This window comes from Parapedobacter lycopersici (assembly GCF_040395035.1).
GTDB lineage: Bacteria > Bacteroidota > Bacteroidia > Sphingobacteriales > Sphingobacteriaceae > Parapedobacter > Parapedobacter lycopersici_A.
This window is the reverse complement of sequence record NZ_JBEBRB010000006.1, coordinates 75246-88646: the sequence shown is the minus strand read 5'-3', so window position 1 is coordinate 88646 and position 13401 is coordinate 75246. Positions and strand designations below refer to the sequence as shown.

15 protein-coding genes are annotated in these 13401 nt (G+C 53.3%); 7 read left to right on the top strand and 8 right to left on the bottom strand.

The window, feature by feature from the left end; translation table 11 throughout:
- On the top strand, positions 1-464 hold a 464-nt coding region (locus tag ABWO75_RS03315), incomplete at its 5' end, for a family 20 glycosylhydrolase (RefSeq protein WP_353182530.1).
- An 81-nt stretch (positions 465-545) separates the two neighbouring features.
- Here the strand turns inward: ABWO75_RS03315 and ABWO75_RS03310 are convergent.
- The gene (locus ABWO75_RS03310) at positions 546-872 is read right to left on the bottom strand and encodes an MmcQ/YjbR family DNA-binding protein (RefSeq protein ID WP_353182528.1); all 327 of its coding nucleotides are present in this window, start codon (positions 870-872) and stop codon (positions 546-548) included.
- 374 nt (positions 873-1246) lie between these two features.
- Between ABWO75_RS03310 and ABWO75_RS03305 the strand changes: the two genes are divergently transcribed.
- The 3 genes from ABWO75_RS03305 (at position 1247) to ABWO75_RS03295 (ending at position 2478) form a co-directional block, all read left to right on the top strand.
- Positions 1247-1795 (top strand): RNA polymerase sigma factor, encoded by a 549-nt coding sequence (locus ABWO75_RS03305; protein WP_353182526.1) that lies wholly within the window; start codon positions 1247-1249, stop codon positions 1793-1795.
- Between the two features lie 75 nt (positions 1796-1870).
- Positions 1871-2248, top strand: coding sequence for a hypothetical protein (locus tag ABWO75_RS03300; protein ID WP_353182524.1), 378 nt, complete (start codon positions 1871-1873; stop codon positions 2246-2248).
- A gap of 5 nt (positions 2249-2253) precedes the next feature.
- Complete coding sequence (locus tag ABWO75_RS03295; RefSeq protein WP_353182522.1) at positions 2254-2478, top strand: hypothetical protein; 225 nt, start codon at positions 2254-2256, stop codon at positions 2476-2478.
- Positions 2479-2488: 10 nt separating this feature from the next.
- Here the strand turns inward: ABWO75_RS03295 and ABWO75_RS03290 are convergent, their stop codons facing one another.
- The 6 genes from ABWO75_RS03290 to ABWO75_RS03265 all read right to left on the bottom strand — a co-directional run bounded on the left by ABWO75_RS03290 (position 2489) and on the right by ABWO75_RS03265 (position 7474).
- Positions 2489-2992, bottom strand: coding sequence for a hypothetical protein (locus ABWO75_RS03290; RefSeq protein ID WP_353182520.1), 504 nt, complete (start codon positions 2990-2992; stop codon positions 2489-2491).
- A 51-nt stretch (positions 2993-3043) separates the two neighbouring features.
- Positions 3044-3619 (bottom strand): hypothetical protein, encoded by a 576-nt coding sequence (locus ABWO75_RS03285; RefSeq protein ID WP_353182518.1) that lies wholly within the window; start codon positions 3617-3619, stop codon positions 3044-3046.
- Positions 3620-3842: 223 nt separating this feature from the next.
- Positions 3843-4277 (bottom strand): PepSY-like domain-containing protein, encoded by a 435-nt coding sequence (locus ABWO75_RS03280; RefSeq protein ID WP_353182516.1) that lies wholly within the window; start codon positions 4275-4277, stop codon positions 3843-3845.
- Between the two features lie 76 nt (positions 4278-4353).
- Positions 4354-5958, bottom strand: coding sequence for a peptidase associated/transthyretin-like domain-containing protein (locus ABWO75_RS03275; RefSeq protein WP_353182514.1), 1605 nt, complete (start codon positions 5956-5958; stop codon positions 4354-4356).
- Positions 5943-6908, bottom strand: coding sequence for a FecR family protein (locus ABWO75_RS03270; protein WP_353182512.1), 966 nt, complete (start codon positions 6906-6908; stop codon positions 5943-5945). Before ABWO75_RS03270 ends, ABWO75_RS03275 begins: the two co-directional genes overlap by 16 nt.
- Positions 6905-7474 carry an RNA polymerase sigma-70 factor gene (locus tag ABWO75_RS03265; RefSeq protein WP_353182510.1) on the bottom strand — a complete coding sequence of 190 codons (570 nt, stop codon included), beginning with the start codon at positions 7472-7474 and terminating at the stop codon, positions 6905-6907. Before ABWO75_RS03265 ends, ABWO75_RS03270 begins: the two co-directional genes overlap by 4 nt.
- 300 nt (positions 7475-7774) lie before the next feature.
- Here ABWO75_RS03265 and ABWO75_RS03260 point away from each other — a divergent pair, with 300 nt between their 5' ends.
- Both ABWO75_RS03260 and ABWO75_RS03255 read left to right on the top strand, forming a co-directional pair.
- Complete coding sequence (locus tag ABWO75_RS03260) at positions 7775-9085, top strand: PQQ-dependent sugar dehydrogenase (RefSeq protein ID WP_353182508.1); 1311 nt, start codon at positions 7775-7777, stop codon at positions 9083-9085.
- A complete protein-coding gene (locus tag ABWO75_RS03255) occupies positions 9069-9560 on the top strand; it encodes a c-type cytochrome (RefSeq protein ID WP_353182506.1) in 492 nt (163 codons plus the stop codon). Before ABWO75_RS03260 ends, ABWO75_RS03255 begins: the two co-directional genes overlap by 17 nt.
- Before the next feature lie 11 nt (positions 9561-9571).
- On the opposite strand, the gene ligD is transcribed toward ABWO75_RS03255, so the two are convergent.
- Positions 9572-12109, bottom strand: a complete 2538-nt coding sequence (gene ligD, locus ABWO75_RS03250; RefSeq protein ID WP_353182504.1) for a non-homologous end-joining DNA ligase — start codon at positions 12107-12109, stop codon at positions 9572-9574.
- 133 nt (positions 12110-12242) lie between these two features.
- Here ligD and ABWO75_RS03245 point away from each other — a divergent pair, with 133 nt between their 5' ends.
- Positions 12243-13349, top strand: coding sequence for a lipase family protein (locus ABWO75_RS03245; RefSeq protein ID WP_353182502.1), 1107 nt, complete (start codon positions 12243-12245; stop codon positions 13347-13349).
- Positions 13350-13401 lie beyond the last annotated feature (52 nt).

The window sequence follows — 13401 nt, the reverse complement described above, 5'->3', positions numbered from 1 at the left end:
CCAATGTTTGGACGGAATACATCGAAACACCGAATAAGGTGGAATTCACGATTTTTCCGCGGCTTTTTGCCCTATCGGAAATCGCATGGACCGACCCCAAAAAGAAAAACTGGCAGGACTTTTCCACCCTCCGGGTGCCTGTGCACCTGGCCAGGCTGGACCGGACCGAAACGGTATACCGGGTACCTGAGGTACTGGGATTACAGGATACGGTCATATACGCATCGGAATACACGTTTAACCAGCTGAAATCTTCCGTAGCGGGCGGGAAAATCTACTATACGATCGACAACTTTGATCCGTCCGATACCGATCTGGAATACCGCGAAGCGGTAAAAGTGGTGGTACCCCCGGGTGAAGAACGGGTATTTAAAGCCACGGTGATCGCACCCTCCGGCCGCCGGAGCAATTACGTGCGGGCGGTGATCGTCAACTCCAAACGGCCCGATATGGCGATGAATTAGGCGCCTTTAGACCCGATTACCCGATGCTGTCCCCTGTGTTTGTCCGGCAAATACAGGGGACAGCTGCGTTATATGATCCGGTTATTTTCCCGGGCGGGCCGTAAACACGTCGTTGTAAGCCGTTTCCAGCGCATCCCGCAGCAATTCATCCGGAATCCGGTGCAGTTCGAAGGTCGTCCAGCCCTGAAGCCCCCACTTGTTGGGAACCGGATAGATGGCCCCGTTGCCAAACGTCGAAAAAACACCCTGATCGCGTAGCGGCAACTTTATATTCGCCGAATTGGACACCTCATGCAGGGTAGCAAATATCCGCCTTTTTTCCACCTTATAGGCCATACGGTCAAAATGAGGGTTTTCAACCGTTCCCGGAAATGTCAGTGCAAATTTCCTGAATGCTTCCGTTGTCATACGCTAATAGGTAATTAATTACGTTACCCCAAATTTACGAAAATCGCCCACTGCTACAAGCCGCGCCGGCATGTACGTGCTCCGGGACATCGCCGGGCTTGCTTCGGCATCTGTCCACGTTGAATCCACCGTGAGTCCACGTTGAGTCCACGTTTTGCCGCACGCAGGTGGATGTATAGCGGACACACCGCGGACTCAGGGTGGACACGCTTCGAATCGGGTATCAGCCAGCCCCGAAACGGCGCTGATGGATGGCGGTTCCTGCCTTAGCAAATGGCGTCGTCAGAAAAAAATGATTTTTTTTGAAATGTTTCCGGCATCCGTTCGTCTATACTCATAAGCAGCTAATGGAAACGGCAACAAGGACATATCTCATGAGCGATGAAAAACAGCACCACATCTCAACAGCTGTAAAATCTTATGGAAGGGTGTTGCTCGGCTTTATCCGCAAACGCGTGGCCAGCGATGCGGATGCCGAGGATGTGTTGCAGGATGTCTGGTTCCAACTGAGCTCCATCATCAACTCACAGCCCGTGGAACAGCTGGGTGCCTGGCTGTACCGCGTTGCCCGGAACAAAATTATCGACAGGCACCGGAAAAAAAAGGAACATACCTGGCCCGCCCGTACGGATGATGATCCTGAATTACCGGAAATCGCGGACGCACCGGCGGCCACGGATGGCAATCCGGAAACGGAATACCAGGAACGGATGATGTGGCAGCAGCTGTACCTGGCTTTGGATGAACTGCCACCCGAACAGCGGGATGTCTTTATCTGGCATGCATTGGACGGTATTCCGTTTGCCGAGATCGCTGAGTTAACCGGCGAGCCGATAACGAAACTGGTGATGCGCAAACGGTACGCCGTGCTGCACCTCCGGCAACGGATGAAAGTATTTTACGACGAACTGACGGATCATTAATGGTAAGCAATAAACCATGCGGAATAACGCAACCGTATGGATATCAATGAACGAACATGAATAACGAATTAATCAATGAAAAGAATATTTAAAAGCAGGATGCGGTTTGTAGTCATTCCCATCCTGGCAATTGCCTTCCTTTTTCTGGTGAGCTACCTGGTGATGGTCTTGTGGAATTACACATTGCCGGGGCTCTTGGGCGTGAGTACCATCACACTATGGCAGTCTACGGCCCTTTTCTTTTTATGTAAAATTCTCTTCGGCTTTGGAAAAGGTGGCCCTAAACGGGGAGGTCCTCCCTGGGCAGGCAAATACCGGGATGCCCGGTTCCGGGATCTCAGTGAAACGGAACGGGAGAAAATGAAAGCCCGAATGCGCGCCAGGTGGTGCGGATGGGAAGACGCAGACCCTGTACGGGACCGGGAAGAAGATACCCAAAATCATGAAAAATAGCTACCATGGATCAAATACTTATATTTAAAACGGATGTAAACGCACGGGAACATGTACAACGGGCGGAAACTGTCCTTCGGTCAATCACGTTTGTCAAACATTGGAGTTTTGACCTGGAAGACTGCGACCGGATTTTACGGGTGGTTACTGCCGGTATACAGCCGGCGCTGATTGAAGGACTGCTCCGCAACGAAAACATCTACTGCGAGCACCTGGAGTACCAGCTGTAGCCCATTCAAGTCAGCGCATGAGCTTCAGGTTACGGAAGTGTGTTTTCATCATGCGAAGCCCATCGGACATGCGCATGAGATTCAGTCCGCTGCGGGTCGCATTTGCTTTGCTGATCTGATACAGTAACCGCCAGTGCCGGCAGACTTCCTTCCAGGCGAAAAAAACAGAATGCGCAGGGTCATAGATATGAGCGGGTTCGCTCGCCGCGCCATTCAGCTCAATAATCGAAAAATTCGTTCCGGCACGGAGGTCGTCCCAGCTTTTGAATTTAACATCCATGCGTCCGTAATGAAAACCGGGGATCTGCTGGAATAGCTCATCCATGGTTTGCCGGAGCGCGTAATCGGCCTGATGGCTGGCATCGGTAAACTTGGCTCCCCGGCAATGGCTGCCATAAGGCAGTGTATACCGCAAGCCCTTCGGCAATACCTCATCCAGCCGCTCACCGTGGGTCGCGCGGAGCCGCGGCAGCTGGATAAAATACCGGTCTTCTTTTTGCAGGAGCTGTTCCATGCTCGACACCCCATCGCCGGTTACCGTCAGATAGTTTTTATGGACGATACCTTAGATATGCCCGTGCGCTTCACCCGGAAAACGGTAATAAAACACACCGGCTTCGTGTTCGTAATCCACAAACTCCTGGATGAGGAAATCCACCTTGCTGCTCCGGCAATAGGCTTCCAGGTCGGACACCGTGTGCAGGAGTTTCACCTGTACACCCCTGTCGCCGATATCCGGTTTGGCCATCAGGGGAAAATGCAGTCCGTTTTCGTCAAGCGATTGCCGGAGTGCATCGCTGGCAATGCCGGCTGGGTAAAGCAATGTCTTCGGGTAATAGGCTGCCGGAATGAGGCGATAGATAGCGGTCTTTTTAGCCAGCGTAAATCCGGCATTCTGCATGCCGGGATTGGCGGCACTGAAGAAAAATAAGGTGCGCGCACGGAGGCTGAGCCACAACCAGTAGGGAATAACCGGCGCATAAAAGACATATACCGGCCAGTATTCCCAATGACTGGTCCTGATAAAGGTCTCCTTTAACATACCAAACCACCGGTGCCGCAATGGCCGGGCCGGTGGTGGCGTTACGGTTTCAATGGCGTCTGGCCGTTGAATGCCCGTTGTTGTCTCTTTATCGCGCATATCGGCGGATATGTTTATGTACCGGTGCCGTGCTTCCGCAGGCCACTGCTGGAATAAACGCTTTCTTTCCTTAATTATTGCGGTGTGCCGGCCAGGAAATTATCCGATGATTTTTTATGCGTCGCCACGCGCTTTCAGGACAGGTCACCAGGTTGTAAATTGCCCGGTGACGGTACCGGCCGGCGCCATGCCGTCCCCGGACAAACAGGTGATTACCTCGACATTAGTCAATCATCAGGAAGCTGCCGTTCCGATCAAATTTCAGTTCCATCCGATTGGAGAGCCGCACTTCCTGTCCGCGGTCATCCAGTTCCCAGCTGACGATGAACGTATCCGGATATTGGGTTTTTACATAATCGAGAATGGGTGCGGGCACGGTACTGTCCGGCAGCTTTGCAACACCTTCCACACTGCGGATCTCCCCTTTTTTACCGAATTCCAGCTGGTAGCCTTCGGCCAGGTAAACCTCATACGTGGTCTTCATGTCGTCCCGCTCCTTTACCACCTGGGTAACTTCATGTGCCGGAAAATGCTGGGTCAGGTACATGCTGGCTTCTTTCGGCAGTTCATCAGCTCCGACAACGCTGGTCTTATCACAGGAAGCGAAAGCCAGCATCAGGATGCTGCATACGGTCATCAAACGAGTTGTTTTTTTCATGTTAACTTGCATTTTATTACGATTTTTGACCTAAGACAACCGGCCGGCGCTTTACCCCTACTCGTTTTTAAAATATTTACCAGCTATAGCGAATGCCGGTCGTAAAACCGGCAACCCAGGCTCCTTTTCCGTCGCGGAACCTGCGTATCGTCCACGGCTGCTCATCGGTTAGCAACGGCCTATTGCTAGAAACAGCGCCAAGCGAAGGGCCGCCGTAGAGGTCCAGCCATGGCGTCAGTCGTACCTGCGGCAGCAATGCCATGTCATACCGGAACTGCTGCCGGTGAAAATCGGTGTTTGCTCTGCCCGTTAATTCGGCGTTCAGTCCTACCAGTGCCCCGGTAATCAGCCGTGCTCCGATACCTGTCTGTACCTGGTATGGAAGCTGCTGGCCTGCCAGTCCGTACCCGAGTCCGATGATGCCATAAAGCACCCTTCCCCCCGACCGGAAACTGAGCCGGAGATAACCCTGTTCGTCGCCTTCTATTGAGAGGTTACGGTGCCCGTTTTTGATCAGATTGACCAGTCCGATGGGGTAGTCGCTGCTGTCGGCCAGGTTGACCAGCGCGGCCAGCTGGACGCCATTTACCTTTCCAGCTCGGTTCATGATACCCGCCAGCTGCATGCCCGTTATGTGTTTTCCCGTAGCGTTGTACAATCCGGCCACCTGCAGGCCCTCGAATGAACCCACCACACGATTGGCAATGCCCGCCGCCTGGATCCCCCGTACGTTGCCGCCGACCAGGTTGAATAGGCCTGCGGCCTGAGCATAGGCGACATCCAGCTCATTGAGCGCAAACACGCCGGAGAGCTCTACGCCGCTCACCCCGCCAGCATGGCCGCCAATGAGGTTGAACGATACACGGCTGACCGTCCGGCTACTGGAAAGCCCGTGGGTGCTGATGCCCGGTAGCAACGATAGCTGGTACGACTGCTCGGCCAAAAACGCTCCGATATTAAGCTGCTGCACGCGCTGTTTCGAATTGGTAAAAAAACGGCCGAAACGCGTTCGCCACAGCGGCATGCCGTTATCGTATCCCGGATAATACCGAAAAGTAAGCTGCCGATTCCGGTGGCGTACTTCTACCGGCATTAATATCACAAGCGTGGTATCCCGGTAGTTTTCCTTACTCACGCCCATCCATACTGTTGGTTCGGGTTTCCTGATCTCTAGTTTAAAATAACCCTGCCCGTCCGACAGTGCCGACGCAAAGGAATGTTGATCATAGATACTCACATTGGCTACACCCGTTTGCGTCTGTGCGTCGGTGACGCGGCCCGCTACTACCAGCAGCTGGTCCGTGGCCTCTCCTATTTCGATGGCCGGCTGCAACCGGTTGGGCGAATACCGGATGATTACGTAACCCGACAGTTCTTTAAAGTCGTACCGCGGCCCCAGCAGGCGCAGCAGAAAGTCGTGCAACGAGCCGTTAAAAGCAGGCATGGAAATGATGCTGTCCGCCGGCACGCGGTCACTGCTGTAGGAAAAATGGAAATTTCCGCCGGCTCCCAGCGTTTCTAGAACGGCGGCGATGGGCTGCCGCGTGATTTCCCGGACAGCAACCTGCTGCTGCAGGTGCTGCGCCCGGACCGGGCCAGCTGTCAGAACGGCCAATAGTAAACTGGCGAGGAAGACAAAGCCCCCGCGGCGGGCGGACTTACCCGCTATCGGATTACCCATGTACCCCCTTCGTTTACAACCGTTACTGCCAATGTTTCCGCAACAACATGCAGGATCTGCTCCAGCGAATTACGTTCATAGGTCGCTGTCAGCGTCAGGTTTTCCAGTTCCGGACGTTCGATCCGGATGGGCTGTCCGTACGCATCCGACAGGATTTCGGTGACGCGTCTGAGCGGGGTATTTTTTAGTACAAACCGGTTTTCCACGTAGTATTGGTACAGGTTGTCTTCCACCCGGTCTACAACAAATGTATGGTTATCCGGATCGATGACAACACGCTGTCCTGCACCAAGTTGCCGCGCCCAAGCATCGTACTGCACATTGACCCGGCCGGATGATACGGTGACTGCGACCCGGTCGCCCATTTTCCGGATGTTAAATGCCGTGCCCAGCACCGTTATCCGGGCATTGCCCACGGTTACCTCAAAGGGTTTGCTTTCGTTGCGGGCAACATCGAAAAAGACTTCACCGGCGCCCATATTGACAACCCGTCTGCGCGCGAGTGCCGTGGGTGCAACATGGATGGAACTGCCCTTATTCAGGGTAACTACGGTACCGTCGGGCAATGTATCGCGCAGCACGGCGTGCGTGGAGGTCAGGTCCTTTCCTACAAATCGCTCCATCGGCGTGTACAGCACGCCATAAAGGATCGCGCCCACCGACAGGAAGGCCAGCAGTATTGCCGCAGCGCGCATCCATCGCATTGTGGCTGTTGGCCGCAACCGGGTCTGCCGCTGTTGTTCGGCCAGGCGTCCTTTAAACCGCTCCCATGCCGCATCGCTGTCACGGTGGGCAGGCATCGCCGCGTCGCGGCTTAACTTCCACGCCGACAGCAACTGCTGGTAGTGCCGCTCATTTTCCGGACTTCCGGCAAGCCAGTCCTGTACTGTTTGCTGTGTTTCGGCATCGCTTTCGCCCAACATATGCTTTACCAGAATTTCGTCGTTCATAACTTAAATAGATTAATCAGCAAAAAAGCCAGGCTTACAAGGAAATCGGCCAGCTGCACACGCAGTACCTTCAGTGCTTTTCCCATGTGCGCTTCCACGGTCTTAATCGATATTTGCAGGCGGTCGGCAATTTCCTGGTATTTCAGCTCCTCGAAGCGGCTCAGCTGGAAAACGGTCCGGCATTTTTCCGGTAACTGCCGCAGTGCTTCCTCGAGGCGAGCCTCCAGTTCCCGGCCGTCCGTGCTGTCTGTCACCCCGACGGGTTCGCCTTGTCCCTGCACATACAGCTGATGCAGGTGCCACCGTTTCCTGCTGTTCAGGCTTTCATGATAAATCGCCTTATAGAGGTAGGCCTTCCAGGAAACCTGGATGGCAATGGCCTCCCGCTTCTCCCAGAGCCTGAGGAAAACCGTCTGTACAATTTCTTCGGCCAGCGCCTCGTCGTGGACGATGGTGTAGGCATAGGCAAATAACGGATTGTAATACGCTTTAAACAATTGCTCAAACTGCCTATCATCCATACGGGGCACGTCGCCAGTGTGTGTTACTATTGGCTCTTCTTTCAATCGTTTGTGTTTTTCTCACCTGTGACAATCCATCGCGCGGTTACCCTTACCTGCGCCGGAATTATTTTGCAAACTTAGCCAAATAACGCTGATAATAACCGGTATCCGGCATGCAGGACTACGCAGCCGGACACCGCTAATGCTGTTTACGCCGGTGAAGGACGCGTAACAATCGTGTAACATCAGACACCCCCAGTGATAAAAAAAAGAAGAATCAATTGGATTGACCGTTAAAAAGTGCAATTTTGTGTTGTATTTATATTGCATTACATCATTCTTTACCAATAGAAAACTGCAACTATGAAAAATCAAACTGAAAAGACCAACATCGTAAACGGGCGAAGTAACTGGTGCCTTGCTTTACTTTCGGGTCTGGTACTCGCTTCGTGCAACCCGGCCGGTGACAGCAAGCTTGCCACCGACGCCGACAACGGAGGACTGACATTGCCGGAAGGCTTTGGCGCGTTGGTCGTTGCCGACAGCCTCGGCGCAGCACGGCACCTGGCCGTAAACGCCAATGGTGACATATTTGTCAAGCGCCGTAACATCGAAGACGGCCGGGGCATTGTGATGCTTTCCGATACCGACGGCGATGGCCGTGCGGATAAGCAAACCGGGTTCGGCGATTACAATGGAACCGGCATTTTTCTGGACAGCAACTATTTATACGCGTCGTCCAACACCGACATTTTCCGCTATGCGCTGGATGAAAATGGCCACGTCATTGACCCGAATGCACCGGACACCGTGGTTACGGGGCTTATCGACCGCCGGGCGCATAATTCCAAGCCATTTACTATTGATGGTGCCGGTAATCTTTACGTAAACATCGGCGCTTATTCCAATGCCTGCCAGGTACAGGACCGTACCAAAGGTTCCCCTGCAATGCAACCGTGCCCTATTCTCGATTCTGCCGGTGGCATCTGGCAGTTCAGGGCCGACGGCATCAGGCAGACCTATGGCGACGGTGAGCGTTACGCTACCGGCCTGCGCAATGTGATGGGCATTGACTGGAATAACCAAGCCAATACGCTCTTCGTTACACAGCATGGCAGAGATAACCTGCATGACCTTTTCCCCGAGCTGTACGATACCAAAGCCTCGGCAACGTTACCCGCGGAGGCACTGTTCCGCCTCGACAAGGGAGCTAATGCCGGATGGCCATACACCTATTACGATCAGGAACAGAAGAAAATCGTCGTAGCCCCGGAATATGGCGGCGACGGCAAGAAAGAAAGTACGGAAGACTACCTGGCACCGGCGGTCGCTTTCCCTGGCCACATGGGTCCGAACGACCTCCTGTTCTATACGGGAAATATGTTCCCCGAGAAATATAAAAATGGCGCGTTCGTCGCCTTCCACGGTTCCTGGAACCGGGCACCGGAAGAACAGGCCGGCTACATGGTCGCTTTCATTCCGTTTAAAGACGGCGCACCAAGCGGTGAGTGGGAAGTATTTGCAGACGGTTTCGCCGGTGTGGAAAAAATAGCCGCCCCGGACGATGCAAAACACCGTCCCTGCGGTCTTGCACAGGGACCGGATGGCTCATTGTACATTTCTGACGACGTTAACGGCACAATTTACCGCGTTATCTATGAAGGAGGTGCATAACCGCACACTGCTAAAGGGCCTATTGGTTGCATTGGTAGCCGGTATCTGCATGGCCTGCGGTGGAAACCAGCCAAAAGACAGCAGCGCTGCCGCTACCGCGGCGGATACGCCCCAAACCGTGGCACAGGAGCCGCCGGTACTCACCGCGGGCATGACGGCAGGGAAAGCCATATACGAACAGCATTGCGTGACGTGTCACCAGACCAACGGGAAAGGCGTTTCGGGCCTGAACCCGCCGCTGGCCGGTACCGACTACGTAACGGGAGATAAAAACCGGCTGATCGGCATCGTTTTGAATGGTTCAAATGTGGGACTGGAAGTGAACGGCGCGGTTTACAGTAATGCCATGCCGGCTCATGCTTTTTTGAGCGACGAGGAAGTTGCGAATGTACTATCGTACATTCGCAACAGCTTCGGAAACCGGGCGGATACGGTATCGGCAGCATTGGTAAAAGAAGTCCGGGCCTCGCTTTAATTGCCCGGCGGCTATTCCAGGCTCTTCAGGATTTTTTTCAGGTCAATGCCCTTGCCCAGCACGGGTTTAAAGATGTCTCCGTTTTCGCGGATGCGGTCCAGCGCATTGGCCAGGTTGAAATCCCGCATGTCCAGGCCCGGCTTTACCTCATCCCAGTGCAATGGCATTGATACGGTGGCACCGGGTTTGGGTCGTAGGGAGTAGGGAGCCGCTAAGGTGGCGGAAGGCCTGTTCTGAAGAAAGTCGATATAAATTTTTCCTTTCCGCTTGTCGGTCATCCGCTCCACGCTTGTAAAATCCAGCTGTCCGTTTGCATGGACCGCTATCCATCGGGCCAGCAGCTGGGACTGGTCGTACGTATATTTTGCAGCCAATGGAATGTAAATGTGCAGGCCTGTGGAGCCCGACGTTTTGCAGTAACCCGGAATATTCACTTCATCGAGGACGTCTTTGATGACGCGGGCTACCTGAATGACCTGCTCAAACGTATTGCCTTTATCGGGGTCGAGATCCAGGATACACCAATCCGGATGGTCTGGCTTACGGATCGTACTGCTCCACGGATTCATTTCAATGGCCGCGAGATTGGCCATATAAAGCAAGCTGGCTTCGTTATTACCCAGCATAAAGTTTTTTCGCCGGTCTTCATCTTCCGAACGGTACGGATATTTATCGATCCAGCCGGGCACCTTGCCGGTGACATCTTTTTGATAAAAACTCTTACCCCGGATGCCATTGGGAAAACGGTTAAGGGATTGCGGCCGGTCTTTTAAATAAGGTAAAATATAAGGCGCCACCTGATGGTAATAGTTTAGCAGGTCGCGTTTGGTATAGCCTGCATCTGGCCAGAACACTTTATTGAGGTTAGTCAATTTCAGTTCGTGTCCGTCTATGGTCACCACCGCTTCCTTACCTGTGGTATCGAGCAGCGGCTTCCGCTGCCGGACGGATGCCGTACGTTTTTTGGGTGTTGTCATCGCTTTGGGTTTTGCCAGGGTTTCTACCGTATGGCCGGACCGTATTGATTTATCCTTTTCCGTGATATCGGTATCCCCGGCATAGCGGTCTTTCAATTTGATAAGCAGCCATGCATTTTCTGCCCGGCCTTTTGTCCTGGCCAGCGCGTACTCCCCCTTCAATTTACTGCCATTGAGTTTAAATTTCATGGCTCCTTTATGCCATTGCCGGCGCATCTCCCGGTCCTGTTCGGTTTTGGTTCCTGCGTTCCCGACCGGCTGGTAGGTACCCTCGTCCCAGATGATCATTGCGCCTGCACCGTAGTTGCCTTTGGGGATGACACCTTCAAAATTCCGGTAGTCAAATGGATGGTCTTCTGTCATCATGGCCAACCGCTTAACGGCCGGATCGATGGAAGGTCCCTTGGGCACGGCCCAACTTTTGAGCACACCTCCCATCTCCAGGCGCAGGTCGTAGTGCAGGGTGGTTGCCCGGTGCTGCTGCACCACAAAGCGAAGCCGGGCATCCGATGGTTTGCCCCCCGTGGGTTCCGGATTATCGGCAAAAGTTCTTTTTCCGTAATATTCGCCCAGCGATGCTGCCCCGGCTTCCGTTTCCGTTTCAATTTCGGCCAGTGGCTTTGGCAGTTCACGGACAACCTGTGCCGGCTTTTTATCGTCGCGGAATCCCAAAAAAGTAGCGGGTTTTCGGATCCTGCCGGATTTGGTCCATGTAGCAAACTCAAAATTGGCGATCAGTTTCGGTTCGACCCAATGGGATACGGCTCCTTTGGTGTCCAGCACACGGTTTACGAACGGGGAAGTATCGCGCTCCAGGGCTTTCAGCTTATCCAGGATTTCACGCATTTCCTTTTCTTTGTAGCCGCTGCCGCTGCGGCCGATCCAGACCAGCCTGCCATCTTCATACGCGCCGAACAGGAGGTTCTTGAACGCGCGGCTTTTGTCGGACTCGGCCCAGCCGCCGATCACAAACTCCTGCCGCTTGCGCGTCGGTACTTTTAGCCAATCGTTGTTGCGTATTCCCTCCTGGTAGCTGCTTTCACGCCGTTTGGCAATCACGCCTTCCCTGTTTTCTTCAAGTACTTGCCGGTATAGCGCGGGTCCATCATCGACGCTCTCACTGAACTGGAATACGCTGCTTTTCTTTACCAGCAAACGCAGCAGCTCTTTTCGCTCAACAAGCGGCAACGGCCGCAGGTCATTACCATCGAGCCAGAGCAGATCGAATACGCAATACCGGATTGGCGTTCGCTTGCCATTGTATAATTGCAGCGCATCAAAATCTGCCATGCCATGTTCGTCGAAGACGACCACTTCCCCATCGATAATCACCTCGTGACCCAGGTCTTTCAATGCCGCTTCAATCAGCGGATACCGTTTGGTATAATCAAGTCCGCTCCGCGATGTCATCCGTACCTGTTTTTTTTGTACAAACGATATGATACGGTAGCCATCCCACTTGATTTCATACAGGTATTCCGGATTGTCCAGCGGTTGCTTAACCAGTGTGCAAAGCATAGGTGAAATCCGGTCGGGCATTTCTGTAGGTGTTTGTCGTCGTTTTGCGGTCATGATAATGCCCTTTTTCGTAGTAGAACAAACGGGAATAGAAATAGTTGAGCCGCATTACGGTATGGGAATAGTATATTGAAGGTGCCGAAACGGACAAAAGTGCCTATATTTATTCATTACATAACGATTTCCCATGATGAAAAACGCATGTATTTACGGGTTGGTCGTGATCGGACTCAGTATCAGCCTTTCTTCCCGGGGGCAGCAGCTTGCGCCCGGTTTTGATAAAGCAGAGTTCCGGGAATTGCTGTGTATTTCGGCAAGGACCGGCGCTTTTGACAGCAGCTACTACGGGGATATTCCCGGGCCGGATTATCACATGGCCTACCGGTCGGCAGTCATGGGGCTGGATAACCGTTGGGAACTTTGGTTAAATGACCGTTCCACTGCAGTCATCAGCATCCGGGGCACGACGGAAAAGGCAGAAAGCTGGCTGGCCAACTTCTACGCGGCCATGGTACCCGCAAAAGGGCAGGTAGCGATCAGCGCGACGGACACCTTTACGTATGCGCTTGCCGACCATCCCCGGGCTGCGGTGCATGTGGGCTGGCTGGTTAGCCTGGCATTCTTATCGCAGGATATGCTTCCCAAACTTGATTCGTGCTACCGCGCAGGTATAAAAAACGTGATCCTGACCGGCCACAGCCAGGGCGGGGCAATCACCTTTCTGCTGACGGCTTATCTGTATAACCTGCAAAAACAGGGGAGATTGCCTGCGGATATCCGCTTCAAAACCTACTGCAGTGCCAGTCCCAAACCCGGCAATCTGTATTTTGCCTATGCCTATGAGGTGATGACGCAGGGTGGATGGGCATACAATGTGGTCAATGCGGCAGACTGGGTGCCGGAGACGCCGATGTCGATCCAGACCCTGGCGGATTTTAATGAAACCAATCCCTTTGTCAATGCGGATATGCTTATCAAAAAACAGCGGTTCTTAAAGCGGCTTACGCTTCGGTACGTATACAACCGGCTAAACAAGCCCACCATACGTGCCCAGCGGAATTATGAAAAATTCCTGGGAAAAATGACATCCAAGATGGTTAAAAACACCCTTCCCGGATATGTACCTCCCGATTATTACAGCAGTAACCATTACGTAAGAACCGGAGCCACTGTGGTTCTGATGGGCGACGAAGCCTATTACAAACGATATCCGGACAATCCGGAGACCCCGTTTGTGCATCATGGCCACCACCCGTACCTCTATCTGCTGGCCCAACCCGGCAGCCATCCGTAGCCTGTTGTCCGGCGGCTAAAACAAAATGGTGGCTTTCGCCTTATTATAAGCA